This is a genomic window from Arthrobacter sp. NicSoilB11 (genome assembly GCF_019977375.1).
Taxonomy (GTDB): domain Bacteria; phylum Actinomycetota; class Actinomycetes; order Actinomycetales; family Micrococcaceae; genus Arthrobacter.
This window is the reverse complement of sequence record NZ_AP024657.1, coordinates 1,652,312-1,678,595: the sequence shown is the minus strand read 5'-3', so window position 1 is coordinate 1,678,595 and position 26,284 is coordinate 1,652,312. Positions and strand designations below refer to the sequence as shown.

General features: G+C 66.4%; 27 protein-coding genes. 8 read left to right on the top strand and 19 right to left on the bottom strand.

Translation table 11 applies throughout. From position 1 onward, the window contains the following. Window positions 1–77: 77 nt before the first annotated feature. On the top strand, window positions 78–1,043 hold the full coding sequence (locus LDO14_RS07840; protein WP_223994682.1) for a quinone oxidoreductase: 966 nt from the start codon (window positions 78–80) through the stop codon (window positions 1,041–1,043). A gap of 83 nt (window positions 1,044–1,126) precedes the next feature. Here the strand turns inward: LDO14_RS07840 and LDO14_RS07835 are convergent, their stop codons facing one another. From LDO14_RS07835 to pheS, 4 genes are all read right to left on the bottom strand, one after another. Next, window positions 1,127–1,981 (bottom strand): IS3 family transposase, encoded by an 855-nt coding sequence (locus LDO14_RS07835; RefSeq protein ID WP_056388138.1) that lies wholly within the window; start codon window positions 1,979–1,981, stop codon window positions 1,127–1,129. Next, the gene (locus LDO14_RS07830) at window positions 1,978–2,304 is read right to left on the bottom strand and encodes a transposase (protein ID WP_018772270.1); all 327 of its coding nucleotides are present in this window, start codon (window positions 2,302–2,304) and stop codon (window positions 1,978–1,980) included. Before LDO14_RS07830 ends, LDO14_RS07835 begins: the two co-directional genes overlap by 4 nt. Before the next feature lie 266 nt (window positions 2,305–2,570). Continuing rightward, the gene (gene pheT, locus LDO14_RS07825) at window positions 2,571–5,114 is read right to left on the bottom strand and encodes a phenylalanine--tRNA ligase subunit beta (protein WP_018771565.1); all 2,544 of its coding nucleotides are present in this window, start codon (window positions 5,112–5,114) and stop codon (window positions 2,571–2,573) included. Window positions 5,115–5,116: 2 nt separating this feature from the next. Then, entirely contained in the window at window positions 5,117–6,178 is a 1,062-nt protein-coding gene (gene pheS, locus LDO14_RS07820; protein WP_018771566.1) for a phenylalanine--tRNA ligase subunit alpha, read from the bottom strand. A gap of 201 nt (window positions 6,179–6,379) precedes the next feature. On the opposite strand from pheS, the gene LDO14_RS07815 reads away from it, so the two are divergent. The 3 genes from LDO14_RS07815 (at window position 6,380) to LDO14_RS07805 (ending at window position 8,689) form a co-directional block, all read left to right on the top strand. Beyond that, the gene (locus LDO14_RS07815; protein ID WP_223994680.1) at window positions 6,380–6,832 is read left to right on the top strand and encodes a hypothetical protein; all 453 of its coding nucleotides are present in this window, start codon (window positions 6,380–6,382) and stop codon (window positions 6,830–6,832) included. After that, entirely contained in the window at window positions 6,832–7,488 is a 657-nt protein-coding gene (locus tag LDO14_RS07810; RefSeq protein WP_223994678.1) for an SIMPL domain-containing protein, read from the top strand. Before LDO14_RS07815 ends, LDO14_RS07810 begins: the two co-directional genes overlap by 1 nt. Window positions 7,489–7,582: 94 nt before the next feature. Next, window positions 7,583–8,689, top strand: a complete 1,107-nt coding sequence (locus LDO14_RS07805; protein WP_223994676.1) for an Rv2578c family radical SAM protein — start codon at window positions 7,583–7,585, stop codon at window positions 8,687–8,689. On the opposite strand, the gene LDO14_RS07800 is transcribed toward LDO14_RS07805, so the two are convergent. Then, on the bottom strand, window positions 8,686–9,132 hold the full coding sequence (locus LDO14_RS07800; protein WP_056390889.1) for a (deoxy)nucleoside triphosphate pyrophosphohydrolase: 447 nt from the start codon (window positions 9,130–9,132) through the stop codon (window positions 8,686–8,688). The genes LDO14_RS07805 and LDO14_RS07800 overlap by 4 nt on opposite strands. Window positions 9,133–9,306: 174 nt before the next feature. Here LDO14_RS07800 and LDO14_RS07795 point away from each other — a divergent pair, with 174 nt between their 5' ends. Both LDO14_RS07795 and LDO14_RS07790 read left to right on the top strand, forming a co-directional pair. Beyond that, complete coding sequence (locus tag LDO14_RS07795) at window positions 9,307–10,515, top strand: MFS transporter (RefSeq protein ID WP_223994674.1); 1,209 nt, start codon at window positions 9,307–9,309, stop codon at window positions 10,513–10,515. Window positions 10,516–10,663: 148 nt separating this feature from the next. After that, window positions 10,664–10,939, top strand: coding sequence for a GlsB/YeaQ/YmgE family stress response membrane protein (locus tag LDO14_RS07790; protein ID WP_018771572.1), 276 nt, complete (start codon window positions 10,664–10,666; stop codon window positions 10,937–10,939). 101 nt (window positions 10,940–11,040) lie between these two features. On the opposite strand, the gene LDO14_RS07785 is transcribed toward LDO14_RS07790, so the two are convergent. The 4 genes from LDO14_RS07785 to infC all read right to left on the bottom strand — a co-directional run bounded on the left by LDO14_RS07785 (window position 11,041) and on the right by infC (window position 13,927). Continuing rightward, complete coding sequence (locus LDO14_RS07785) at window positions 11,041–11,967, bottom strand: RNA methyltransferase (protein WP_223994666.1); 927 nt, start codon at window positions 11,965–11,967, stop codon at window positions 11,041–11,043. Between the two features lie 72 nt (window positions 11,968–12,039). Then, the gene (gene rplT / locus LDO14_RS07780; protein WP_018771574.1) at window positions 12,040–12,429 is read right to left on the bottom strand and encodes a 50S ribosomal protein L20; all 390 of its coding nucleotides are present in this window, start codon (window positions 12,427–12,429) and stop codon (window positions 12,040–12,042) included. A 118-nt stretch (window positions 12,430–12,547) separates the two neighbouring features. Beyond that, window positions 12,548–12,742 carry a 50S ribosomal protein L35 gene (gene rpmI, locus LDO14_RS07775; protein ID WP_018771575.1) on the bottom strand — a complete coding sequence of 65 codons (195 nt, stop codon included), beginning with the start codon at window positions 12,740–12,742 and terminating at the stop codon, window positions 12,548–12,550. A 117-nt stretch (window positions 12,743–12,859) separates the two neighbouring features. Further along, the gene (gene infC, locus LDO14_RS07770) at window positions 12,860–13,927 is read right to left on the bottom strand and encodes a translation initiation factor IF-3 (RefSeq protein ID WP_263422494.1); all 1,068 of its coding nucleotides are present in this window, start codon (window positions 13,925–13,927) and stop codon (window positions 12,860–12,862) included. A gap of 401 nt (window positions 13,928–14,328) precedes the next feature. Between infC and LDO14_RS07765 the strand changes: the two genes are divergently transcribed. Continuing rightward, window positions 14,329–14,715: a DUF1844 domain-containing protein gene (locus LDO14_RS07765; RefSeq protein WP_018771577.1), complete on the top strand. Its 387-nt coding sequence runs from the start codon at window positions 14,329–14,331 to the stop codon at window positions 14,713–14,715. A 135-nt stretch (window positions 14,716–14,850) separates the two neighbouring features. On the opposite strand, the gene LDO14_RS07760 is transcribed toward LDO14_RS07765, so the two are convergent. The 8 genes from LDO14_RS07760 to LDO14_RS07725 all read right to left on the bottom strand — a co-directional run bounded on the left by LDO14_RS07760 (window position 14,851) and on the right by LDO14_RS07725 (window position 21,184). Then, entirely contained in the window at window positions 14,851–16,146 is a 1,296-nt protein-coding gene (locus LDO14_RS07760) for an MFS transporter (protein ID WP_144600335.1), read from the bottom strand. Window positions 16,147–16,203: 57 nt separating this feature from the next. Next, a complete protein-coding gene (locus LDO14_RS07755; protein WP_223994664.1) occupies window positions 16,204–17,088 on the bottom strand; it encodes an SseB family protein in 885 nt (294 codons plus the stop codon). A gap of 19 nt (window positions 17,089–17,107) precedes the next feature. After that, complete coding sequence (priA, locus tag LDO14_RS07750; protein ID WP_018771580.1) at window positions 17,108–17,854, bottom strand: bifunctional 1-(5-phosphoribosyl)-5-((5-phosphoribosylamino)methylideneamino)imidazole-4-carboxamide isomerase/phosphoribosylanthranilate isomerase PriA; 747 nt, start codon at window positions 17,852–17,854, stop codon at window positions 17,108–17,110. A 96-nt stretch (window positions 17,855–17,950) separates the two neighbouring features. Beyond that, complete coding sequence (locus tag LDO14_RS07745) at window positions 17,951–18,109, bottom strand: hypothetical protein (protein WP_166673152.1); 159 nt, start codon at window positions 18,107–18,109, stop codon at window positions 17,951–17,953. After that, window positions 18,110–18,871 carry an imidazole glycerol phosphate synthase subunit HisH gene (gene hisH / locus LDO14_RS07740; RefSeq protein ID WP_223994662.1) on the bottom strand — a complete coding sequence of 254 codons (762 nt, stop codon included), beginning with the start codon at window positions 18,869–18,871 and terminating at the stop codon, window positions 18,110–18,112. Continuing rightward, a complete protein-coding gene (gene hisB / locus LDO14_RS07735; protein ID WP_018771583.1) occupies window positions 18,868–19,494 on the bottom strand; it encodes an imidazoleglycerol-phosphate dehydratase HisB in 627 nt (208 codons plus the stop codon). The genes hisH and hisB overlap by 4 nt, the downstream gene beginning before the upstream one ends. A gap of 61 nt (window positions 19,495–19,555) precedes the next feature. Further along, complete coding sequence (locus tag LDO14_RS07730) at window positions 19,556–20,674, bottom strand: histidinol-phosphate transaminase (protein WP_026266116.1); 1,119 nt, start codon at window positions 20,672–20,674, stop codon at window positions 19,556–19,558. 108 nt (window positions 20,675–20,782) lie between these two features. Continuing rightward, the gene (locus tag LDO14_RS07725) at window positions 20,783–21,184 is read right to left on the bottom strand and encodes a LysM peptidoglycan-binding domain-containing protein (RefSeq protein ID WP_081620253.1); all 402 of its coding nucleotides are present in this window, start codon (window positions 21,182–21,184) and stop codon (window positions 20,783–20,785) included. A gap of 353 nt (window positions 21,185–21,537) precedes the next feature. On the opposite strand from LDO14_RS07725, the gene lexA reads away from it, so the two are divergent. Continuing rightward, entirely contained in the window at window positions 21,538–22,272 is a 735-nt protein-coding gene (gene lexA / locus LDO14_RS07720; RefSeq protein WP_018771586.1) for a transcriptional repressor LexA, read from the top strand. A 78-nt stretch (window positions 22,273–22,350) separates the two neighbouring features. On the opposite strand, the gene LDO14_RS07715 is transcribed toward lexA, so the two are convergent. Beyond that, window positions 22,351–24,411, bottom strand: coding sequence for an ATP-dependent DNA helicase (locus tag LDO14_RS07715; protein ID WP_223994660.1), 2,061 nt, complete (start codon window positions 24,409–24,411; stop codon window positions 22,351–22,353). Continuing rightward, window positions 24,404–25,984, bottom strand: coding sequence for a GTPase HflX (gene hflX, locus LDO14_RS07710; protein WP_223994658.1), 1,581 nt, complete (start codon window positions 25,982–25,984; stop codon window positions 24,404–24,406). The genes LDO14_RS07715 and hflX overlap by 8 nt, the downstream gene beginning before the upstream one ends. Between the last annotated feature and the right edge of the window lie 300 nt (window positions 25,985–26,284).

The following is a 26,284-nucleotide window of genomic DNA, read 5'->3' as shown; positions in this document are numbered from 1 at the left end:
CCGTGCCGGTCTGCGGTGTCCCTAGGATGGTCTCGGCAGCCGGGGCCGGAAACGCCGGGACCCGCGAAAGGAGAGCCATGACGCATGCAATCGTCGCACGGCAGGCAGGCGGACCGGAAGTCCTTGACTACGCCGAGGTTCAAACACCCGCTCCGGGGCCGGGCCAGGTGCTCTTCAAAGTCGGGGCGGCCGGCGTCAACTTCATCGACACCTACAAGCGCAGCGGGACCTACAAAGTCCAGTACCCCTTCACCCCCGGCACGGAAGCCGCAGGGACGGTGGAAGCCGTGGGCGAAGGCGTCACCGGCTTCTCCGTGGGCGACCGGATAGCCACGGCCGAGGGCCTGAACTGCTACGCGGACTACGCCCTGGTGGATGAGGACGCCGCACTGCCGGTACCGAAAGGCCTGGATGTCTTCACCGCCGCCGCCCTTCCCCTCCAGGGCATCACCGCGCATTACCTGGTCAATTCCACCTTCAAGGTGGAATCCGGGCACACCGTGCTGCTGCACGCCGGGGCCGGCGGGGTTGGACTGCTGCTCATCCAGCTGCTCAAGGCAAAGGGCGCCCGGGTCATCACCACCGTGTCCAATGACGGGAAAAAGGCCCTCGCCCTTGAGGCCGGCGCGGACCATGTGCTGCGCTACGAAGGTTTTCCGCACCACGTGCGCGAGCTCACCGGCGGCAAGGGCGTGGACGTGGCGTACGACGGCGTGGGTAAGGATACGTTCGACGGCTCCCTTAACGCCCTTGGTGTCCGGGGAATGCTGGTGCTGTTCGGCGCAGCCTCCGGCCCGGTCCCGCCATTTGACCCGCAGCGCCTCAACGCCGGGGGTTCCCTGTTCCTCACCCGGCCCACCATGGGCCACTACCTGCAGGATGCCGCGGAGCGGCGCTGGCGCTCCGACGAGGTCTTTGCAGCGGCCGCCGGCGGGAGCCTGAAGGTCCGCATCGGGGCCCGCTACCCGTTGAGCCAGGCCGGGCAGGCACACCGTGACCTTGAGGGCCGGAAAACCACCGGAAAGGTTCTCCTGGTGCCGTAGGAAACCCCGCTTCGCCGGATAATGAAGAAGTCCCCGCGCCCATTTGAACTGCTCCCCGGAAGTTGGACTGACTAAATAAGAGCCTAAGCCGCGAGGGTCTGGGTCCGGTATTGCACCGGGCTCAGGCCCTTGAGCTTTGTCGAGATTCTTTCGGTGTTGTACCAGCGGATGTATTCGTGCAGTGCCCCTGCCAAGGCGTCGGTGCTGAGGTATCGCACGTGGTGGAAGAGCTCTTCCTTAAGGTGGCCGAAGAAGTTTTCCATCACGGCGTTGTCGTAGCAGTTGCCCTTGCGTGACATCGACTGGCTCGCGCCGGCTTCCTGTAAGAGTTTTCGCCACGAGACGTGCTGGTACTGGAAGCCCTGGTCCGAATGCACGAGTGGTTGCTGGTTATCCTCAAGGCAGGCAAGGGCCTGGCGCAGCGAATTATTGGTGAGCTCCAGATTCGGAGACGGGCTGATCGAGTAGGAGATGATCTGCCGGTCGAAAAGATCCATAACCGGCGAAAGGTAGAGCTTACGGTCGCCGACGCTGAACTCCGTCACATCCGTTACCCACTTCCGGTTCGGGGCATCAGCCTCGAACTCCCGGTTCAACACGTTCGGAGCAACCCGGCCCTGCCCGCCCTGGTAGGAGTTATAACGCTTCTTCCGCCGGACCTTGCACACCAGATTCAGGGACCGCATGAGCTTCAGAACGGTCTTTTTCGCGACCGTCCACCCTTGCTTGACCATCTCGGTGTGGACCCGCCGGTGCCCGTACCGGCCATGGTTCTTCTCGAAAATTTCCCTGACAGCGGCCTTGATGGACTCCTGCGGATCAGGGCCTTGGATGCGTGCCTGATGATAGAAGAACGTCGATCTGGCAAGAGATGCTGCCTGCAGCAGGACCGGAAGCGGGAAGTCAGCCTTGAGAGCGATGAGGGCTTGGACCTTCACCGTCGTTCCTGCGCCCTCAAGGCCCGCAATTTTCCCAGGTAAGCCACTTCCGCCCGCAACCGTTCGTTCTCCCGCCGTAACCGCTCCAGTTCCGATACCTCGGCCGGCTGCGGGGCATCAGGTGCCTTAGGCCTGCCCTTGGACTTGGGACGTAATGCGTCCGGGCCCTCGCGGCGATACGCCCGGGCCCACGTCTTCAGTAGCGTGGGCGAGGACAAACCCACCTCCGCCGCGAGATCCGGGGCAGTCTCACCGGCGATAAACCGTTCAACCAGCGCGAGCTTGAATTCGAACGAGTACACCTGTTTCGTCGGCTTGGCCACCAGCGCTCCTCGACCATGGATCTTCCACCGCCGATAGAGAACCCTTATCGGCGGGCGGGACACCCCTAGCAACGTCGCCGCCGCACTATCCGCGATGCCCTTCTCAAACCACGCTACAGCGGCCTCACGCTGAACCTCAGACAACGAACTACGTGCATGCATAAAACTGCTCCCCGGAAGTCGGAACTGAATTTCTCAGTCCAACTTCCGGGGAGCAGTTCAATTCAAGGGTGCGGGGACTTCCGTGGTTCAGGAGTTTGTCCTGCTTAGCGCTGGACGGCTCCGAACCGTTCCGCGGCCAGGGCAACTGCCTGCTCACGCGCGGCCGAGGCTTCGTCAGCGGTGAGGGTGCGGTCAGCGGCGCGGAAGCGGAGGCCGAAGGCCAGCGACTTCTTGCCCTCCTCGATGCCCTTGCCTGCGTAGACATCGAACAGCGCGACGTCCTCCAGCAGCTCACCGGCGCCTTCACGCAGCGCACCAAGGACCTCGTCCGCGGGCACGTCGGCGGGAACAACGAGTGCAACGTCCTGCGTCGCCACCGGGAACGTGGAGATGTGGCGGGCCACGATCACATCCGGTGCCGCCTCAAACAGGGCGTCGGCATTGAGTTCAAGTGCCACCGAACGGGCCGGCATGTCCGAGGCCGCCAGCAGCTTGGGGTGCAGTTCGCCCGCGTACCCCACGGTCTCTCCCGTCCGCAGTGCGAGCCGGGCGGTGCGGCCGGGATGGAACGCCTGGTGGCTGCCCTGCGTGACCACAAGGTCGACGCCGAGGACGTCGCCCGCAAGGCGGGCAACATCCAGCGCGTCGGCCCAGTCCCACGTCCGCGGAGTATGGCCGGCAGCAGCCGGGGAATCGTGGCCGGTGAGGATGGCGGCCACATGGAACGGCTGGTCCGGGACGCCGTCGTACAGTGCGTCGAGCACCTCGTCGGCGGGCTTGGCGCCCAGCGGCGGGATGGAGGCAGTGCCCACGGTCCCGGCGGGAAGGAACACCAGGCCCGATTCGAACAGGGCGAGGTCGCGGAAGCCGCGCGAGTGGTTGCGCTTGGCCACCTCGATCAGCCCCGGCAGGATGGACGTGCGCAGGTAGCCCTGTTCCTCGCTGATGGGGTTGGCCAGCTTGACCGCGCTCCGCTGGGCACCCTGCTCGGCGACGCCAAAGGTGTCGTTGGCGGCCTTGGACACGAACGGGTAGGACAGCACCTCGGTCAGGCCGGCGTCGGCCAGCGACTGGATCAGGCGCCGGCGCTGCTGCTGGATCCGGGTGAGTCCGCGCCCCGGAGGGGCCACCGGCAGGGTGGCCGGGATCTTGTCGTAGCCCACCAGCCGTGCGATTTCCTCGGTCAGGTCTTCCTTGGTCTCCAGGTCGCTGCGCCACGTGGGCGGCGTAACGCTCCAGCCGCCGTCGTTCTTCTCCACGACGGCGCCCAGGTCCTCCAGGGAGGTGACGATCTGCTCTTCGGTGAAGTCGACGCCGATGCGGGCAGCGGCGAAGCCGGCGGGCAGCCCGATGGTGATGGTTTCCGGAGCCGTGCCCACGTCGGTTCCGGGTTCGTCGGCGGTGCCGCCGGCCAGTTCCACCAGGAGGTCCACCACGCGCTGGGCGGCGACGCCCGCCACCTGCCAGTCAACCCCGCGCTCGAAGCGCTTGGACGCCTCGGAGGGCAGCTTGTGCCGGCGACGCGACCGCCCAATGGACACCTCGTCGAAGTGCGCTGCTTCCACCAGGACGTTCGACGTCGAGTCACTCACCTCTGTGGCGGCGCCGCCCATGACGCCCGCAATGCCGATGGCGCCCGAATTGTCGGTGATCAGCAGGTCCTCGGCGTCAAGGGTGCGCTCCTTGCCGTCCAGGGTGGTGATCTTCTCGCCTGCGGAGGCACGCCGCACCACGATGTCGCCGGACAGCTTGTCCAGGTCGTAGCAGTGCGTGGGCTGGCCCAGCTCGAGCATGACGTAATTGGAGATGTCCACCGGCAGGGAGATGGAGCGGATGCCTGCCAGCCGGAGCCGGGACACCATCCACGGCGGGGTGGGGCGGGTAGCGTCAACGCCGCGCACGGTGCGTGCCACGAAGCGGTCGCAGCCGGGCTTGCCGTAAATGGGGGCGTCGTCGTTGAGTTTGACGCCGTAACCCCCGGACAGCTCTGCCGGGGCGTTGACCTTCGCGGCAGGGTCCGTGAAGGCGGTGCCGGTGGCGTGGGCGTACTCGCGGGCAACCCCACGGATGGAGAAGGCGTACCCGCGGTCCGGGGTGACGTTGATTTCCGCGGCCTGGTCATAGAGGCCCAGCAGTTCCATGGCGTCGGTGCCCACTTCCGGGTCCAGCCCGATGCGGGACAGCACCAGGATGCCGTCGTGGTCCTCGCCGATGCCCAGTTCGCGGACTGAGGCGATCATGCCGGCGGACAGGTGGCCGTAGGTCTTGCGGGCCGAAATGTGGAAGTCGCCGGGCAGCACGGCACCCGGAAGCGTGACCACCACTTTGTCGCCCTCAACGAAGTTGTGGGCGCCGCAGATGATGCCCTGGACGCCGGAGGGGTCAATGCCGTCCCCGGTGAGGGTCTGCTCCTGCCCTTCGGGGACAACGCGGACCTGGCACCAGTTGATGGTCTTGCCGTTGGTCTGGGGTTCCTTGACCAGGCTCAGGACCTGGCCCACCACGACAGGGCCCCTCAGCGTGTCCGTGGGGCGGTGGACCGCTTCTTCCTCGAAGCCCACCTTGACCAGTTCGGCCATGACGTCTTCGGCCGTTGCATCGGCCGGTACGGCCGCGAATTCACGCAGCCAGGAAAGTGGGATACGCACTGTTAGATCTCCATCCCGAAGTGCTCGCTGAACCGTACATCGCCTTCGATCATGTCGCGCATGTCCCCCACCTCGTTACGGAACATGAGGGTGCGCTCGATGCCCATGCCGAAGGCAAAACCTGAATAGACGTCCGGGTCGATGCCGGCGGCGCGCAGGACGTTGGGGTTGACCATGCCGCAGCCGCCCCACTCGATCCACGCCGGGCCCCCCTTGGCCCCGGGATGGAAGATGTCCAGTTCGGCGGACGGCTCCGTGAACGGGAAGTAGTTGGGGCGCAGCCGGATCTGGGCTTCATCGCCGAACATCTGCCGGGCGAAGTGCTCAAGGGTGCCGCGCAGGTCCGCCATGCTGAGGTTCCTGTCGATGGCCAGGCCCTCGAACTGGTGGAACACCGGGGTGTGGGTGGCGTCCAGTTCATCCGTGCGGAACACTTTGCCCGGGCACAGCACGTAGATGGGAACCTCGCGTTCCAGCATGGACCGGACCTGCACCGGGGAGGTGTGGGTCCGCATCAGCAGGTGGGCTTCAGGCGGTTCCACGAAGAAGGTGTCCTGCATTTCGCGGGCAGGGTGGTCCGGCTTGAAGTTCAGGGCGTCGAAGTTGAACCACTCGGATTCCACCTCGGGGCCTTCGGCGATTTCCCAGCCCATGCCCACGAAGATGTCCGCCACGCGGTCCTGCAGCGTGGAGAGCGGGTGGCGGGCACCTGCACGACGGCGGCGCGGAGCGGCGGTGACGTCCACGGTTTCCTCGACCAGGATCCTGGCGTCGTTCTCGGCTTCCAATACCGCCGTGCGGTCGGCGAGCGCCTTGTTGACCCGGCCGCGGGAGGCGCCCATCAGCTTCCCGGCGAGCGCCTTCTGGTCCTTGGGCAGGCGGCCAATCTCACGGTTGGCTAGGCTCAGCGGGGACTTCTCGCCGCTGTGGGCAAGGCGCACCGCCTTCAGCTCGTCAAGGGTGGCCGCACCGGCGATGGCGGTGATGGCCTGATCTACAGCGGCGTTGATGGCGGCCTCATCCGTGGGGTTCGGGATGGCGGCGCCCGGCAAAGTTTCAGTCATCTACTGTTCTTAGCTACGAGTCGTGGCTGCCGGCGGCCGGGGCAGCCGTTGGCGGTTTCCCGCCCGGCGCGTCCGTCGCTGGCAGGTCATGGATGAATGCGCTGAACGTCAGTGTCATTCAATGACCAGGTCAGGGCTCGCCGGCAGGACCGGCGGCCACTGCCCTCCAGTCTAGTTGAACCCTCCGGCTACCATGGCCTCATGACTTTGCGGCAGCGCGCGGGTACCGTTCACGGCCCGACGACGGCCCAACGGCTCAGGCGGGCAGCGAACCTCCTGAACGGGAGCACCCTGGCCGGGCTCGCCGTCGCGCTCGCCGCCAGGACGCAGATCAGCCGGGGCCCCCGCGGCCTGATCATAGCCGCAGGCTACCGCTGGCGGTTGCCGTTCGCGCACGCCTACACCCTTGGGAACGTCGTGCTGTGCCGGAGCACGGCCGGTGAGCTGCTGTCCCGGCCCGCACTCCTGGGACACGAGGAAGGGCACTGCACCCAGTACGCGTGGTGCCTCGGATTGCCCTTCATCCCCCTGTACCTGGCAGCCGCCGGCTGGTCGGTGCTGCGCACCGGAAATCCGGGAACGGGCAACATCTTTGAGCGCCGGGCCGGGCTGGCGGCCGGCGGCTACCCGCTCACTGCGTCGAGGCGCGCGTGATGGGCCCGGAGGCCCCCGCGCACGGGGATGCGCGAACAGTCACCGCCACGGGCACGGGATGGGCGGAGGCACCCCCTGACCTGATGCTGGTTTCGGTGGGCGTCGAGTGCCGTGCCGGATCGGTGGAGGAGGCGTATGCGGCGGCCGCGGAAGGCCTGGCCATGATGGGCTCGGTCCTCCGCGGCCACGGTGTTGCACCGGCCGATATCCGCTCAGCGGGGATGAGCGTCCGCGCCGACCTCGCCTGGCGGGACGGCGAGGGCCAAAAGCTCGTGGGGTACGTGGCGGCCAGCAGCGTCACGGTCCGGCTCAGGGACATCGCCACCGCGTCCGCCACCATTTCCGCGGCCGTCGACGCGGCCGGGGATTCCGCCCGGCTGAACAACCTGCAATTGGTCCTTTCCGACGACACCGCCGTCCGGGCTGAGGCCCGGGAAGCCGCCTGGCACGACGCACTCCGCACTGCCGGGCAGTACGCAGCGTTGGCCTCCGCCCGCCTGGGACCGGTGTTGTCCGTGACGGACCAGCGCCCGTCGCCGGGCCCGGTTCCCCTGGCGGGCATGCAGCGGGCCTCTGCCCCGGAGGGCATGACGGTGGAACCGGGCGCAAACCGGGTGGAGGCAACCGTGACCGCCACGTGGGCCTTGGAGCAGTAGGCCGCCCTTCCACCAGGCCGGTACCTCTGGGCGACCGGCTGGTATCAGCGCGCGGCGCCTTGACTTCCATTCGAACATGTTTTCGAATGGAGCCATGAGATGGGAAGCGCAGGCACTGGTACCCGATACGCCTGACACCGCGGGTGCCGCTGCTCCGGCGCTGCTTCCGCTGGCAGGACTGGTGCGTTCCGTCACCACCCCCGAGTTCGCCGGCATCACGTTCCACGAGGTCACCGCCAAATCGGTGCTCAACAGGGTCCCGGCGGGGTCAAAGATGCCTTTCGAATGGACCGTCAATCCCTACCGCGGCTGCAGCCATGCCTGTGTCTACTGCTTCGCCCGCAAGTCCCACACCTACCTGGATTTCGACGCCGGGATGGACTTTGACAGCCAGGTGGTGGTGAAGGTGAATGCCGCGGAGGTCCTCCGCAAGGAACTGAACAAGGCATCCTGGACACGCCAGCAGGTGGCGCTGGGTACCAATACGGACCCCTACCAGCGGGCCGAGGGCCGGTACCGGCTCATGCCCGGCATCATTGCCGCCTTGGCGGAATCCGGCACTCCCCTGTCCATCCTCACCAAGGGAACGCTGTTGGCGCGGGACATCCCGTTGCTCAAAAGGGCTGCCACGCAGGTGCCCGTGGGGCTGGGCATTTCCCTGGCCATGACGGACGAGGCCCTCTCGGAGGCCATCGAACCCGGTACCCCAGGACCCAGGGCCCGGCTGAAACTCGTCTCCCGCTTACGTGAGGCCGGACTGCCATGCGGCGTCATGGCCATGCCCATCCTGCCGTGGTTGTCGGACAGCGACGAAGCACTTGATTCCCTCTTCGCTTCCGTGGCCACTGCCGGGGCCACCGGCGTTACGGCCGGCGCCCTCTACCTGAAACCTGGCACCCGGGAGTGGTTCATGCAGTGGATTGCCAAACACCACCCCGAATTGGCCGGCCGCTACCGGCGTCTGTACGGGACGGGTTCCTACGCCTCCAAGGAGTACCGCACCTGGCTGGCCGGCAGGGTCCGCTATTTCAAGGCACGCCATGGGTTTTCGCATTCGTCCGGCTTCAGCCACCGGGACCTGGACGATCCCCGTGCCGAGGAAGCGCAGTACCCGGCAGGAAGCATTCCGGCCGGCACGAATGCCGGGCCCCCCGGCGTCCCTTCTTCGTCCCGGCCCTCGCAGCAGGACGCGCTTTTCTAGCGGCTCCGGCCCAGCGACGATCCCACGGATTCCAGCAGCGCATGGACAATCGGATAGTCGGCGGGGATCCACGGCAAGGTGAGGACAGCTTCCCGGTCCCGCAGGTCCACCCAGCGCAGTTCGTCATGGTCTTCAAGGGGCAATGGTTCGCCGTGGGTCACCTCAGCGAACCACACCCTCATACTGGCCCGGTCATTGAGGGGCCAGCCAGCCGGTGTTTCCGCATGAAGTTCCAGTCCCAGGCGCACGCCGATTCCCAGTTCCTCAGCCAGCTCCCTCACCAGCGCCGTTTCGGGTTCCTCCCCGGGCTCCACCTTGCCGCCGGGGAACTCCCACAGCCCCGCCAGGTGCTCCGGCGCGCTTCGCCGTGCCACCAACAGGGCCGCCGGATTGGCCAGCCGGTCCACCACAGCTCCGCCCACAACCTGAATCAGTCCAGTCACCGGGTCATTCTATGGGCCACAATGGAGTGTCCGGGAACCGCATTCCCGCCTTAGGAACAGTTCCTGCCGGGAATACGTCCTGCCCAGCCGGGGTTTGCCACACTGTCCGGACCGTCCTGCCCCACTGCCGTGGCATCCGTCCCTTGCGAGTCCCACGTTTCAAGAAGCAGGAATATGAGCAGCGTTCTTTCCCCGTCCACGGCAACCCGCAGCACGACCCCCAACATCGGCATGGCGATTTTCGCCCTGGCCATGGGCGGCGTAGGCATCGGCGTCACCGAGTTCACCATGATGGGCCTGCTCAAGGAAGTGGAGCAGGGCCTGGCAATTACCACTCCGCAGGCCGGCAACCTGATCTCCGCCTATGCGCTGGGGGTAGTGGTAGGCGCTCCGCTGCTGGCCGCCGTCGGCGCCAGGCTCCCCCGCAAGAAACTGGCGCTGGGGCTGCTGCTGTTCTTTACCGTGGCCAACCTGGCGTCATTCGTTGCCCCCGACTATGGCTGGATGCTGGTGTCCCGCTTTGCCGCCGGCCTGCCGCACGGAGCGTTCTTCGGCGTTGCAGCCGTCATCGCGGCTTCCCTCGTTCCGCCCACACGGCGCGGTTGGGCCATCTCCATGGTCATGGCCGGGCTCAGCGTCTCCAACGTCGTGGGAGTACCGTTCGCCACCTGGCTGGGACAGACCTTCGGCTGGCGCCTGCTGTTTGTCCTGGTCGGTGCCATCGGCCTGCTGGCACTGGCCATGGTGTGGAAATTCGTCCCCTTCCAGCACGCCCACCCCGACGCGAGCATCCGGCGCGAGCTCGGGGCCCTCAAACGGCTCCAGGTATGGCTGGCACTCCTGGTGGGCATCGTGGGTTTCGGCGGCTTCTTCGCCACCTATACCTACATCGCCCACACCATGACCTCCGTGGCCGGCATCCCCTCCACCCTGATCCCCCTTGTGGTGGCGCTCTACGGTCTTGGCATGGTGGCCGGGAACGTCGTCGGCGGCAGGCTCGCTGACAAATCCGTCATGGGCACCCTGTACCGGGTCCTCCCTGCCATCGCCGTGGCTCTGGGGGTCTATGCGGTGGCGGCGCACTGGCAGTGGAGCGCCATGGTCATGGTGTTTGTGGTGGGAGCTTCCGGTTCCATGCTCATCCCCGCTCTGCAGACCCGGCTGCTGGACGCCTCGCCGGATGCCCCATCGCTGGCATCCTCCCTCAACCATGCCGCGCTGAACGTCGCCAACGCGCTGGGAGCCTTCCTCGGCGGCCTTGTCATCGCCCTCGGGTGGGGCTTTGTTGCCCCGGCGCTGGTCGGCGCCGGCCTCGCCGTCCTTGGTTTCGGCGTCGCGCTCCTCAGCGGCCTGCTCGAACGCAAGAGGCCGCTGGCTGCCTGAGGTTATGCGCACGGAGCCCCGAAAACGGGGGCCCGCGCTGTCCTAACGATGCAGCAACGCCGTCACCCGAGCTACTGACTTTGCAGGGGGCTTATGTTAGCTTGAGCCTCATCGGGACTATTAATCCCGGTCACAATAAGGAGGAGACATGGGTTTTCTTGCTTGGATTATTTTGGGCCTCATAGTCGGGGCCATCGTTAAGGCCGTTATGCCCGGACGGGTCGGCGGCGGCTGGGTCACCAGCCTCATCCTCGGTGTCGTCGGTGCCATTGTTGGCGGCTGGATTGGCAGCCTCCTGTTCAACAAGGGCGATCTTGCCTTCTTCGACCTCGGCACCTGGATTCTCGCTATCGTCGGCGGCCTGCTTGTCGCCGGCATCTACGGAGCAGTCACCGGACGCGGAAAAGCAACCCGCGCACCCTGATCACTCTGTCTACCAACACCCCATCGGCCCCGGACTTCCGGGGCCTTTCTTTTTTAGAAGGTCCCTGGCCTTTCCCCGAAGTTCCCGGCCGTGGCGCGTCCCTATCCGGCCTGTTCCTGCCCCACTGCAGCTGCCGCACGGCGCTGGGAGCGGGCGCTGGCGTAGAGGCATACCGTGGCCGCCGTCCCAAGGTTGAGGCTCTCGGCGGCGCCGTAGACAGGAACGGCCACCCGGTGGTCGGCCAGTTCCAGCTCCTCCGCGGAGAGTCCCTGCGCCTCGTTCCCAAAGAACCAGGCCGTGGGACCGGCGAGGTCGTACACAGACTCCGGCCCTGTTCCGGTGAGCCGGCGCCGGGCGTTCTCGTCCTGCAGGACATCAAGGTCCAGCTGCCCGTAGCCGTCGGCGGCAAGGATGCCGATGCCGCGGGCCTTGCAGGCTGCAGCGAGTTCCGCGGGATCGGCGGCCAGCACCACCGGAAGGTGGAACAGCGAACCTGCGGTGGACCGGACGGCCTTGGGGTTGTAGATGTCCACGCTGGACGTCGTGAACACCACGGCGTCGGCACCGGCGGAATCGGCCGCACGCAGGACCGTTCCCGCGTTCCCCGGGTCCCGCACCTGGCACAGCACGGCAATCAGGCGGGGCCCGGCGTCGAGCACGTCCGCCAGAGCCACGTCCACAAACCTGCAGACCGCCACTATCCCCTGCGGGTTGACGGTGTCCGCCATGGCTGCCAGGACCTCATCCGTGGCCAGCCGTGCGCTGGTGCCCTCGGAGAGCTCTTCAAATTCCGGAAAACGGTCAAGGCAGCTTTCGCTGGCGAAGACCTCGCTCACTACTCCGGGACCTCCCGCCGCAAGGCGCTGCTGGTGGAGCTTGAGTGCTTCACGGACGGCCTGCGGGCCCTCGGCCAGGAACTGCCCGCGCTTTAAACGGGCCGGGCGCCCTGCAAGCTTTGCCACATCCCTGACCCGATCAGCTCGGGGGTTGGAAAGTGGAAGGTCTTGCGGGCGCCCGGTTTCGTTCATACAGAAAACTGTAGTAGCTGCTGCCACCAGTTCCTGAACGGGCCCCTCAGGCGAGGGGCGGAAGCTGCTTGCCTAGGCTGCGGCTGCCTTCTTGGCGGAGGTGTCTGCCGGAAGGGAGTCCTTGGCCACCTGGACCAGCGCGGCGAAGGCGTTGGCGTCAGAGACGGCAAGCTCGGCCAGCATACGGCGGTCAACCTCGACCTCGGCGGCCTTCAGGCCCTGGATGAGGCGGTTGTAGGTGAGGCCGTTGGCGCGGGACGCAGCGTTGATGCGCTGGATCCACAGGCGGCGGAAGTCACCCTTCTTCTTCTTGCGGTCGCCGTAGCTGTACACAAACGAGTGCAGCAGCTGCTCCTTGGCCTTGCGGTACAGGCGCGAACGCTGTCCGCGGTAACCCTTTGCGCGTTCAAGAACAACCCGGCGCTTCTTGTGGGCGTTGACCGCCCTCTTCACACGTGCCACGTGCGTACTCCTTCGAAAATCTGATCCCAAGCATCTACTGCCGGTGAACCGGCGGCCTGAGAATGCTGTTTGGCAGGTGACGGACCGCCAGGCGGCGGCCCCTCATAGAACTTGGAAATTAGATGCCGAGCATCTTCCGGATGACCTTGGCGTCGCCCTTGAAGACGATCCGGTCGCCGGCAAGGCGGCGGGTCAGGCGGGAGGACTTGTGCTCCAGGTAGTGGCGGCGGTTGGCCTGCTGGCGGCGCAGCTTGCCGCTGCCGGTCAGCTTGAAGCGCTTCTTAGCACCACTGTGGGTCTTCATCTTCGGCATGGGAACCGATCTCCTTACGTTTCTGCAGGCCCGGGGGCCGCAGTTCTATCGCGCAGCCACCCCTGCGGGCAGCATGCTGGTTGCTGACTGCCGGAGGCGTACCCCGGCAGCTGTGAACTAGTTGGTCTTCTTGCCGGCCGGCTTCGGCGCTGCCTTGGGGGCAGGGCGCGCAGCAGGCTTCGGCGCAGCAGGCCTGGCCACCGGCTTGGGTGGTGCAGGCACAGCGGCCGGTTTCGGTGCCGCCGGCGCGGCGGCTTCCGGCTTGGCGGCAGCTGCAGGCCTGGGAGCCGGAGCGGCCTTCGGCGCAGCAGCCTTGGGGGCTTCATGCTTCGGAGCTTCCTGCTTCGGCGCAGCAGCCTTGGGGGCTTCATGCTTCGGAGCTTCCTGCTTCGGCGCAGCAGCCTTGGGGGCTTCATGCTTCGGAGCTTCCTGCTTCGGCGCAGCAGCCTTGGGGGCTTCCTGCTTCGGAGCTTCCTGCTCAGGTACCTCAACAGCGGGTGCCTCAACAGCGGGCGCCTCGGCGGGGGCGTTGTCCTCGGCTACAGCCTCCGGCTCCGTGGAGACGGTGAAACCTTCGGGCAGCAGGTCCGCCAGTGACTGCGTCAAGGGGGCCTGGTCCTCGCCGGACGTGTCAACGCGTCCGGAAGCCTTGGCTTCGTTCTGGGCCTTGGCCTCGGCCCGCTGCGTGGCGCGCCGTGCCTCAGCCTTGGCTTCAGCCTTGTTCTTCAGCGGCCCAACCACCATGACCATGTTGCGGCCGTCAATGCGGGGGCTGGACTCCACCACGCCAACTTCGGCGACGTCGTCCGCGAAGCGCTGGAGCAGGCGGATGCCCATCTCCGGACGCTGCTGCTCACGGCCACGGAACTGGATCATGGCCTTGACCTTGTCCCCGGCACCGAGGAAGCGCAGGGCGTGGCCGCGCTTGGTCTCGTAGTCGTGGGTGTCGATCTTCAACCGGAAACGGATTTCCTTCAGAACAGTGTTCGTCTGGTTCTTCCGGGCCTCACGTGCCTTGACCGCGGCCTCGTACTTGTACTTGCCGAAGTCCATCAGCTTGCACACCGGAGGCTTCGCCTGAGGTGCAACTTCAACGAGATCAAGGTCGGACTCGGCAGCCAGTCGCAGGGCATCCTCAATACGGACGATTCCTACCTGTTCACCTGCAGGGCCGACCAGCCGCACCTCGGGGACGCGGATACGCTCATTGATTCTTGGCTCGCTAATGTTAAAGCTCCTGTGTTTGTTGTTGAGTCCGGCAAATAGAGAAGGCCCCCAATTGCCGGAGCAATCGAAGGCCTCAGATAGGTTGGCTCGGCAACCCCGTCAGGGCTGCACGCACACAGTCCCGGCGTGTGCCGGTCCATGCCCAACCAGATACCCGGCAACCTTACGTCCCCTGCAGGTTCCAAAGGAACGCCTGGGACAGCGGCTGACGCGGGTGGGAGAGAACTCCGCTTGCAAACTGGAAGCCATTCTACAGAAAAAATTCCCGTCAACGCCGCAAAAGCGCTGTTGGGAACCTGATCGTTTGGGACAATCTCTGAAATAACGACATCCAGTCGGTCTGTGTCAAGCTTACCAGTATGAGCACCTCAGACAGTAATTCGTACGTCTTCGAGCCCGGTGACGCAGGCGCAGACGTTTCACAACAGATCCGGGACATCTCGGAAGTCCCCGCCATCGAGGTCATCACCACGGCCGCCGTGCACCTCATGAGCGCAGCCGCGGTAAAGCTTGGCCTGGCCGCAGAAGACAACGCGGCCGAGCTGAAGGACCTGGACGAGGCCCGGAAGCTGATCACCGCCCTGGCCGGCCTGGTGACGGCAGCTGCCCCCGAAATCGGCTCGCAGCACGCCGGACCGTTGCGCGATGGGCTGCGGTCCCTCCAGCTGGCGTTCCGTGAAGAGTCGCTGATTCCGGATGCACCGGGCAAGGGCCCGGGCGAAAAGTACACCGGCGCAGTGAACTAAGGAAGAACCCACCCAAGCAGCGTCCGACGGCGGGACGGCCTTTCAAGGTCGTCCCGCCGTCGTCGTTTCCAGGCAAAGCACCCGGGGCTTGACCGGCCACTCCGTACCTGCCGTTCAGCGCGGCGGACGGAAATATCAGGCGGCGGCTTTTCGGCGGCGCTGCTGGAGGGCCAGGCCCACCAGGCACAGCACGACGCCGGCGGCGCCAACCGAAACAAAACCCCCGGACGGTCCCATGAGGTCGATGAAAATGCCGGCCAGCGGCGAGCCGAGGGCAACACCGGCGGTCAGGGCTGAGCCGTACCAGCCCATCGCCTCCCCGCGCCGTTCCTCCGACACCAGGTCCGCGACCTTTTCGGAGGCTGCGGAGAGGACGGGAGCGCAGAGCATGCCGGGCAGGATGGAAACCAGTGCCAGCGTCCAGGTGTCGTGGGCGAAGGCCATGGGCAGCGTCAGCGCCGCCATTCCCAGCAGCAGGATGACAGGCGGGATGGGCCGGTGCATGGCGCCGTAGATGAGTCCGCCCACCACCGAGGCGGCGCACCAGAAGACGAACACGATGCCGATCTCGCTCTGGCGGCCTCCGGTTTCCAGCGCCGCAACGATGCCAACGTCGGTGCCGCTCAGGACCATGCCGGCGCCGGCGGCAACGGCAAAGAGTGCCGCGACCGTTGCGGTGAACCACGCGAAGCCGCCCGCCAGCCTTCCGCGCAGTCCCTCTGCCGCACGGCCGGCCGTCCCGGCCGGTGACAGTTCCGCGGCGGCTTCCTGGACGTGGGCCGGAGCGGTGGCGACCACGGCGGCTTCCGCGGCATGTTGCTCATCCCCGGCGCATTCGGCGGTTTGCGCCGGGCTGCGGGTGGGCGGGTTGAACCACATGAGGGACAGCCCTGCCAGGGACGTGGCCACGCCCACCACGGTCAACCCGGCAACGGTGAATCCACTGGTGGCCACCACGGCGCCGGCGGCCGGCCCGATCATGAATACCATTTCGGTGGTGATGGCGTCCAGGGCGAACGCGGTGCGGCGCTGGTCGCCCTCCGCCAGGACGCCCAGGGACTGCCGGACCACGCTGAAAATTGGCAGCGTGAGCAGGCCGCCCACGAAGACCAGTGGGAGGAGCCACTGGTAGGACACGTGCGGCACCACAGACCAGATCAGCGTCTCCGAGATCACGGACGGGATGAGTGCGGTCCGCAACCCCACGGTGTCAACGCGCCTGCCGCGCCACGGGGCGCCCAGGGCAATACCGATGGTCATGACTGCTGCGGCGGCGCCGGCCGCGGCATAGCCCTGGCCAAGGGTGAGGACGATGTGCAGGGTCAGGAGCACCCCGGCCGCTGAGTGCGGGATGCGGGCGATCATGCCAACCAGCAGCAGCCGCCGGATTGGCCGGACGGCGAGCAACTCCCGGTAGAGAGCGAAATTCACGAAACGGTCCTTCAGGGTATGCCGCAGCACTGGCGGGGATCACCCATCCGGCTGCGTCTAGTCGGGAGCGCGCCTCAGTTTGATTTCCAAGGAGTCGACGCGCTCCCCAAACAATACATTCCGCGACCACTCCGCCTGGAGGTTGGCCACCAGTTTCTGGACACCGGCGGCGTCCAGGCCGTCCTCAAGGTACAGCACCACCTGAAGTTCCGGCCCGGCACCGCCGCCAGGGACTACTGCGCCATCGGCAGCACTGGAAGCCACTCCCCTGCCCGGCATAAGCCCAATGCTGCGGATGGCGGCGAACCCGGAGGCTGCGCGCGCCATTTCATCGGCCAGCTGGGGGTCGTTGTAGGAGGGGGTCCAGTCGTGCTGCTTTGCCAGTGCCCAGACCCCCGGACGGCGCACCACGAACGTCACGTCGGCGCCCGGGTCCAGGACCAGGAGCTCGGCGCCTTCGGCGACTGCCGAGAGGGCAGCCCGCGCGGCGTACACGGCGACGGGCCGGGCCTCTGGATGCCAGGCGGCCAGCGCGGCGGCCGAGGTGAAGGCGGGGAGGGCAGTCCTGCCGTCGGCCGCCTTCAGCGTTACCAGCGCCATGTCCGCCTGCTTGTCAGCGTGCAGTCCGTGGGCTGTTTCCGACTCTTCAGCCAGCTGCGCCACAATCGGAATGAAGACCCGGGCCGTTGCCAGGGCGGCCACGACGCCCGCTTCATCGCCTGCCCCTTGCCGGAGCGCGTCCAGGGCGGCGAGGTAACCGGCGTCGGCCGTTCCGTCGTCGTCCTCGAAGTTGTGGATCCTGCCGTCGTCACCGGCCAGGCTGCGTCCTGCCCATGGCTGGCCCGCCGAATCCGTGGCGCCACCAGCGCCGGACAGGGCTGCCGCGATATGTCCGGGCAGCTGGCGTGCTGGCTGCCGCCCTGGCTCCTCGACGTTAGGCATGGGGTCGATGTCCGCCGGGTCAGCGCCGGCCGGCGACGTCGAGGGCTTCGGGCAGCGTGAAGGCTCCGGCGTACAGGGCCTTGCCCACAATCGCGCCTTCCACGCCCAGCGGGACCAGGGACCGGAGGACCTTCAGGTCGTCAAGGCTGGAGATGCCGCCGGAAGCCACAACCGGCTTGCCGGTCTTTTCCACCATCTGGCGGAGGAGTTCGACGTTGGGGCCCTGCAGAGTGCCGTCCTTGGTCACGTCGGTCACGACGTAGCGGGAGCAGCCGGCCTCTTCGAGACGGCCAAGGACCTCCCACAGGTCCCCGCCTTCCTTGGTCCAGCCGCGGCCGGCGAGGGTTGTTCCGCGGACGTCGAGGCCCACGGCGATTTTGTCGCCAAAGCGTTCGATGGCCCGGCGGGTCCACTCCGGGTTCTCCAGTGCAGCCGTTCCCAGGTTGACCCGGGCCACGCCCAGGTCAAGGGCGGCTTCCAGTGTTTCGTCGTCGCGGAGGCCACCGGAGAGCTCCACCTTGATGTCCAGCCGACCCACGACTTCCCGGAGCAGGTCTGCGTTGGAGCCGCGGCCGAAGGCGGCGTCCAGGTCCACCAGGTGCACCCATTCGGCGCCTTGCTGCTGCCAGTTCAGCGCAGCTTCAAGGGGGGTGCCGTAGCTGGTTTCACTGCCCGCCTCGCCCTGGACCAGCCGGACGGCCTGGCCGTTTACGACGTCGACGGCTGGCAGCAGTTCAAGTACCGGCAGGTCATGTGCGGTGGTCATACTCATCCTCGGTGTCGATTTCGGTGCGGAAAGCAGGGCGCTGGGTCCGCGATGCTGTTGGGGTGAAGTTGGCGGCCCTCGCGCTGTGGGCTGTGGTCAGTTTGCCGGCAGGGTCAGCAGGTAGGCCGCCACCAGTGACATGGCGGCCAGGACGTAGAACGCCACCTGTGTCCAGAGTGGCTTGCGCTGCTGCCGGAATGAGATGCCGCCACCGATGAGGATGCCGGCGAGGCCCATCAGGAGTACCGACCACATCTAGGCGTCACTGCCGGCGTCCGCCGGTGCTGCAGCGGATTGACCGCCGGCCGGTTTCCGCAGGCCTTCCACCCAGTTGCGCAGGAGCCGCGCACCGGCGTCGCCGGACTTTTCGGGGTGGAACTGGGTGGCGCAGAGGGGGCCGTTCTCGACGGCGGCGATGAAGGGGCCGCCGTGTTCGGACCAGGTGACCAGGGGCGGCGCCATCCGTGGCTGGATGACGTCGAAGTTCCATTCCTGCACGCCGTATGAGTGCACGAAGTAGAAGCGTTCGTTTTCGACCCCGGCAAAGAGTTTGGAGCCTTCCGGCACCTTGACCGTGTTCCAGCCCATGTGCGGAACCACCTCCGCGGGGAGGGCCTCTACCTTGCCGGGCCATTCGCCAATGCCTTCGGCTTCGGTGCCGTGTTCCACTCCGGCTTCAAAAAGGACCTGGAGGCCCACGCAGATTCCAAGCACGGGGCGTCCGCCTGCCACCCGCCTGCCGATCAACCTGATGCCGTCCACGGCCTTGAGTTCGCGCATGACGGTCTCGAACGCACCTACGCCCGGAACCACCAGGCCGTCCGCGTTCAGTACATCCTCGGGCTTGGCGCTCAGGATTACTTCCGCGCCGGCACGTTCCAGTGCCCGGACTGCGGACCTGACGTTCCCGGAACCGTAATCGAGCACGGTGACCGTGGGTTTGCCCTCAGGTGAAGGCAGCTTGCCTGATGCTGACGGGTCGATGATCGCGCCGTCTTTGAGGACCTGGCCGCTCACAGCGCCCCCTTGGTGGAGGGGATGCCTTCAACCCGGGGATCGGGTTCGACGGCGGCGCGGAGGGCGCGGGCGAAGGCTTTGAACTGTGCCTCGACGATGTGGTGCGGGTCCCGTCCGGCCAGCACGTTCATGTGCAGGCAGATGCCGGCGTGCAGTGTGATGGCTTCGAAGACGTGGCGGGTCAGGGAACCGGTGAAGTGGCCGCCGATCAGATGGTACTCCTGCCCGGCCGGCTCGCCCCCGTGCACCAGGTACGGGCGTCCGGACACGTCCACCACAGCGTTCGCAAGCGCTTCGTCCAGCGGAACGGTGGCCTCACCGAACCGGCGGATCCCCGCCTTGTTCCCGAGGGCGGTCCGCAGGACCTCGCCGAAGGTGATGGCCACGTCCTCAACAGTGTGGTGGACGTCGATGTGGGTGTCACCCGTGGCCTTGACCGTCATGTCGATCAGGGAGTGCTTGCACAGGGCCGTGAGCATGTGGTCGTAGAACGGCACGGAGGTATCGATGTCCGATACGCCGGTTCCATCGAGGTTGATCTCCACGAGCACGGAGGACTCGCTGGTGGCACGCTCCATGCGGGCGGTCCGGGCCGCAGCCGTATTCGATCCGGTGGGACTCATGGTGAAGGATCCTTTGTGGGAGAAGAAGTAGTTCAAGGCGCCCAGCGCCGCAGTATCAAGTCTAGGCGGGAAGCGCGGCCTGGCCCGCAAGGATGCGTTCCAGGGAGGTAAGGAAGGCTGTGGTTTCCGCCTCAGTGCCTGCGGTGACCCGAAGGTGGCCGGGGATGCCCACGTCGCGGATGAGCACTCCGGCGTCCAGCAGCTCCTGCCATACCTGGTGCGGATTTTCCAGGCCCCCGAAGAACACGTAGTTGGAGTCCGAGGCGGCAGGCTTGAGGCCCATCCTGGTCAGTTCGGCCACAATGCGGTCCCGCTGCGCCTTGATGTCCTGGACATCGGCCATCAGTGCCTCGCGGTGTTGGAGCGCGGCCAGTGCGGTTGCCTGGGTAATCGCGGACAGGTGGTACGGAAGGCGCACCAGCCGCAGGGCATCGGTGACCTCCGGGGCCGCGGCCATGTAGCCGAGGCGGGCGCCGGCGAGCGCGAAGGCCTTGCTCATGGTGCGGGAAACTATCAGCCGCTCCCGGCCGGGCAGCAGGGTCAGGGCGCTGGGCGTGCCGTCATGCGCGAACTCGTGGTAGGCCTCGTCGACGATCACCACGGTCTGGCTGTCCTCGCCGGCGTCATAGACAGCCTCCACAACGTCAAGCCCCAGGCCGGTCCCCGTGGGGTTGTTGGGCGAGCAGAGGAAGACGATGTTGGGCCGCAGCTCCTCGACCTGCCGGGCGGCGGATTCGGCGCTCAGGTCGTAGCCTTCCGAGCGCACTCCCGTGATGTATTGGGTGTCGGTTCCGCTGGCGAGCAGAGGGTACATGGAGTACGTGGGTGGAAAGCCCAGGGCGGTGCGGCCGGGGCCGCCGAAGGCCTGGAGGATCTGCTGCAGGACCTCGTTGGAGCCGTTGGCTGCCCAGAGGTTTGATTCGTCGAGCCCGTGCCCCAGGTATTCCGCGAGAGCTTTCCGCAGGTCGGTGAATTCCCTGTCCGGGTACCGGTTGAGGCCTGCAGCTGCTTCCGTGACCGCCGCGCTGATGGCGGCGCGCACGTCCGCCGGAACACCATGGGTGTTCTCATTGACGTTCAGCAAAATGGGAACGTCCAGTTGGGGTGCCCCGTAGGGGGTCAGCCCGCGAAGATTGCTGCGGAGGGGAAGTCGGTTCAGACGCTCTAGCTGGTCGTTCACCTGAACAGTTTAGTTGCCGCGGCAACTACCGGAAAATGTGACGGATTCTGTTCGCCACCGGCGTTGCTGTCCCGGTCATCTTTCTCAAAGGCCAACCCCAGGTGCCGCTCAGTGCGTGGGGACGAACAGCTGCTGCCCCGGCAGCACAGCGGCGGCCGGAAGGTTGTTGAGCTGGACGATGTCCGCCACCACGTCCCGGGCATCGCGGTCCGGAGCAACAGCGCCTGCGATGCTCCACAACGACTGGCCCGCCTGCACCGTCACGGTGACCGTCGGCGTCACGGCCAAATCCGCAGCTGAATCGGATGCCTTGGCCGGTGCGTTGAAAAGTCCGGACAGGGACAGCAGGAGTACCGCGAGGAGCACAAGCGGAACTCCGATCAGGACGATCCGCCCCCGGCGGGTCAGCCGCAGGGGCGCTGCTGACGGCGTCCGGCGCTGCGAGGGCTTCCGGGTCTGCAGGGAAACGCGGTGCGTAGGTGAAACCTGGTGAAGAGATAAAGCTGACATGAACTAAGCCCTCCTGGACCTGCCGTGCTGCCCGGGTGTCCGCCCGCTGCCGCCCTGCCGTTCACACCATGTCCGGAGCTTCTCCGGCCATGTTTTCGAACGGGGCAATCGCTGGCTAGAACACATGTTCGAACTTTGCTTGTTAAGTTTTAGCACCTATCAACGAACAATGTCGAGACTCGCTAGAACAAATGTTTGAAAAAGCAATGTGGCTGGCCTAGCTTTGAACCAAAGAACAACCACCACTGAAGTTGAACAGCAGGGTCTGACAATGACAGTGGGAGTCCTTCCGGCGGCGCTGTGGAACAGGCCGCAACGGAAGATCCGGCGGCAAGCGAAAGGCATTGGCGAATATGGCAGCAGCAGCCGCCGGGGGCAGGACCGCCCCGCAACCCAGGAAGACCGCCAAGGGCTTGACCCCCCGGCAGAAGAAGATCCTCGAGACCATCCAGCGCTCGGTCAATGACAACGGCTACCCGCCCTCCATGCGGGAGATCGGCGACACGGTTGGCCTGGCCAGCCTGTCCAGCGTGACCCACCAGCTCTCGCAGCTGGAGAAGCTGGGTTACCTGCGGCGCGACCCCAAACGGCCGCGGGCCATGGAGGTGCTGATGCCCCTCACGCTGGACAGCGGAAGCAATGCCGCCGGCGCCTCCCCCGCGCCGCAGGCCACGGGCGGCGGTGCCACGGTAACGGAGCTGCCCACCGCGCTGGATACGGCCATGGTTCCGCTGGTTGGCCGGATCGCTGCCGGCGGTCCCATCCTCGCTGAGCAGCTCGTGGAGGATGTCATGCCGCTCCCCCGCCAGCTGGTCGGCCAGGGCGAGCTCTTCATGCTTAGGGTGGCCGGCGACTCCATGGTGGATGCCGCCATCTGTGACGGTGACTGGGTGGTGGTGCGGCGCCAGGCGGACGCAGCCAACGGGGACATCGTTGCTGCCCTGCTGGATGACGAGGCAACCGTCAAGACATTCCGCCAGCGCGACGGCCACACCTGGCTGCTGCCCCAAAACACGCAGTACGAACCCATTCTGGGCGACCATGCCACCATCATGGGCAAGGTTGTCTCGGTCCTGCGTTCCCTCTGACCGCGTCTCCCGCGAAGGGACGGCCTGCCGGAAATTGCACGGCGGCTGCCCCCGCTGGCGTCGTTCGCCTGCCGGGCCCTACGTGGCCGCGTCCGCGCCCAGCCTGGCCAATGCCGCCAGCGCCTTGCTGCGGTCCGTGGTAGCCCAGAACGGCGGCAGGGCGCCGCGGAGGAATCCGGCGTAGCGCCCTGTTGCCAGCCGGGAATCCAGAACGGCCACCACTCCCTTGTCTCCCGTGGACCGGATCAGGCGGCCGGCACCCTGGGCCAGCCTGATGGCGGCATGCGTGGCCGAGACGGACATGAAGCCGTTTCCGCCGGCCTGGGCCACGGCACGCGAACGCGCGGTCATCAGCGGATCATCCGGCCTGGGGAACGGGATGCGGTCGATCACCACCAGGCGGCAGGAGCCTCCCGGAACGTCAACCCCCTGCCACAGGGACATAGTCCCGAAGAGGCAGGTGTCCGGTTCGTCGGCGAACTGCTTCACCAAAGCGGTCATGGTCGACTCGCCCTGGCAGAGGACAGTCACATCGAGCTTCGGCCGCAGGGCGTCGGCAGCCTCTTCGGCAGCCCGTCGGGATGAAAACAGGCAGAGGGCACCCCCGCCGGACGCTTTGATGAGCGCTTCCAGTTCCTCCAGCGCCTCCGGCGAAACGCCGCGGCCCGGCTTTGGCAGGTGGCCGGCCACGTAGAGGATGCCCTGTTTCGGGTAGTCGAAGGGCGAGCCGACATCCACACCCGTCCAGCTGGGTGCGCCGTCGCCGATAAGGCCCAGTCCCCCGGCCGCGGGTTCAAATGCCGAGCCAATGGCGAGGGTTGCGGACGTCAGCACGACGGTGTGCCCGGCGAAGAGTCCTTCCCGGAGCCTGCCTGCCACGGACAGCGGCGCGATGTTGACCAGCACCGGGGCATTGTCATCGGGCTGGGAATATCCCTGGCCGGGATCGAACGTGCCGGCCCGGGAAAACCACACGACCTCGCGGTTTTCACGGGCAGCAATAAGCCGCTCACACAATTCCAGGATGAGCATGAGGCGGGACCGGGCCAGCTGCCGGCCGCCGTCGGCCGTGGCGTTGCTGTCCCCCTTGGAATCGGACAACGCGGCCCGGCACGCCTCCCGCAACTGGTCCATGCAGTCCAGCTGTTCGTCGTTCAGCCCGTTGGGAAGCAGGCCGCTGGGCGCACCGGCGAGGGCCAGTTCAAGGTTTGCGGCTGCGGCGTTCAGCGCGTCCACCGTGATGGCGGTATGTTTGCGGGCGCCGGAAGCGGCAGCGTGGACCATGGCCACCGACAGCTGACCGGACACGGCTCCGGTGACCCGGTCCTGCAACTCGTGCGCTTCATCCACCACCACGACGTCGTACTCGGGCAGGACTGCAAGTCCTTCGAAGGCGCTGACGGCCAGCATGGCGTGATTCGTCACCACCACATCTGCCTCGGCTGCGTCCTGCCGGGCCAGCTCGCTGAAGCACTCGGCGGCCATGGGGCACTTTTGGGCCCCCAGGCACTCCATGGAAGTGACGGAGACCTGGCGCCAGGCACGGTCCGTCACACCAGGCAGGAGCTCATCCCGGTCGCCGGTGGCCGTCTTCTCCGCCCACTCGCGGAGCCGCACCACCTCCTTGCCAAGCTGGGACGAGGGTCCGCCCACGGAGGCGGCAAAGTGCGGGACGCTGGTGTCTTCGCCCAAGGAGAAAAGCTGACCCTCGGAAGGCTCCTCGGAGGGGAACCCGCCTTCCAGTTTGTGCCGGCAGACATAGTTTGACCGGCCTTTCACCAAGGCAACCTTGACCGGCCGTTCCAGGGCCGGGGTGATGTTCTTCAGCAGCCGCGGCAGGTCCCTGCCAACAATCTGGGTTTGCAGGGCCAGCGTGGCCGTGGACACCAGAGCGGGCTTGTTGCTCTCCAGGGCGTGGGCGATGAGCGGCACCAGGTAGGCCAGCGACTTGCCCGTGCCCGTGCCCGCCTGGACCAGCAGGTGGTTGCCGGTTTTGATGGCCCGGGCCACCTGCCGGGCCATCTCGTGTTGTCCGGTGCGGCTTTGTCCGCCCATGCCGGCGACGGCGCGGTCGAGCAGTTCGATGACGAACTGCTCGCCGGCCGTCTGCGCGGTTTCGCCGGCGGCGGGGTCACTCATTGACGATGAATGGTTCCAGTTCGGACGCCAGGCCCTCGCGGACCTTCACCGCAGCCCTGGTACCTGCCTCAACGTGGTCAACGCTGAGGATTTCAGCGTCGGACTCATGGAGCTTGCTGACCAGGTCTCCGCGGTCATACGGGATGAGGAGTTCCATCTTGACCGAAGGCCGGGGAATGGCTTCGCTGATGGCCTTCAGCAGTTCCGGGATGCCCTCACCCGTCCGGGCCGAGACCACCACATGCCGCGGTTCGCGCTGCTTCAGGCGCTCCACCACGAACGGGTCAGCTGCATCAGCCTTGTTCAGCACGATGATCTCCGGCACCTTGCGGGCATCAACTTCGCTGAAGACCTTCCGGACGGCGGCGATCTGCCCTTCGGGGTCCGGATGCGACACGTCCACCACGTGCAGGATCAGATCCGAGTCCGCCACTTCCTCGAGGGTCGAACGGAAGGCCTCCACCAGCTGGGTGGGCAGCGAACGGACGAATCCAACGGTGTCGGCCAGGGTGTATCCCAGGCCGTCCGCGGTTTCCGCCTTGCGGACGGTGGGATCCAGGGTGGCGAACAGTGCGTTCTCCACGAGGACTCCGGCGTCCGTAAGCCGGTTCAGCAGTGAGGACTTGCCGGCGTTGGTATACCCGGCGATCGCCACGGAGGGCACTTCATTGCGACGGCGGTTGGCCCGCTTGGTCTCGCGTGCCGGCTTCATTGCGGCGATTTCACGCCGCAGCTTCGCCATGCGGGTACGGATCCGGCGCCGGTCCAACTCGATCTTGGTTTCACCAGGACCGCGGGAGCCCATGCCGGCGGCAGCGCCACCCACCTGGCCACCGGCCTGGCGGGACATCGACTCACCCCAGCCGCGGAGGCGCGGAAGCAGGTACTCGAGCTGCGCGAGCTCCACCTGCGCTTTGCCTTCACGGCTCTTGGCATGCTGGGCGAAGATGTCAAGGATCAGCGCCGTGCGGTCGATGACCTTGACCTTGACGATGTCCTCAAGTCCGCGGCGCTGGGAAGGCGCAAGTTCAGCGTCCACCACCACCGTGTCCGCGCCCGTGGACATGACGATGTCCTTGAGCTCCAGTGCCTTGCCTGACCCCAGGAAGGTTCCCGGGTCCGGCTTGTCACGGCGCTGCACCATGCCATCCAGGACCTCCGAACCGGCGGTCTCGGCGAGGGCTGCCAGCTCACGCAGCGAGTTTTCGGCGTCGGCAAGCGTTCCCTCGGACCAAATCCCGGCCAGGACCACGCGCTCCAGGCGCAGCTGGCGGTATTCAACTTCGGTGACGTCTTCGAGCTCGGTGGACAGGCCTGCCCTTCGGCGCAGCGCGCGCCGTTCCTCGAGGTCCTGCTGGTCGCCGTCGTATGTTGAGTGTTCTTCGTCGAGGCGGGAAATGGCCTGCGCCTTGCCGAGCACCGCTTTTCCATTGCCGTTGCTCTCACCGCCGGGCGTGCTGACAGTCTTGGCCGGGACGTCCTTGGCGAGGATCCGGTCGATAACAGCCTGGATTTCCTGCGGACTCATGTCCTGGGCGGCTGGATCGGAACCGGTGTTGGGCTGGCTGGTCATGGTCTCCTTTGAAGATTCGGCAATTCCAGAATAGTGCTGATTGCTTGGAAGTTGGAACGTATTCGCGCTGGGCTGACGGCCTGCGGTCATGCAATTCTCCTGGTTGTCTCGCGGCCGGCTGCGATGCCGGGGCCGGGATGCCGCGTCAAGGGGCGGCAGGGCTAAAAAGGCCGGAAAAATAGCGGGAAGTGCAGCAGGAGGCTGACTTTCGAGTATCGTCCGGCGGCCGGGCAGAACAGATGCGTCTGGCCGGTGCACAAGCGGAAGGCTGAAAAACCTGCATCGCTGCGGGACGGGCTG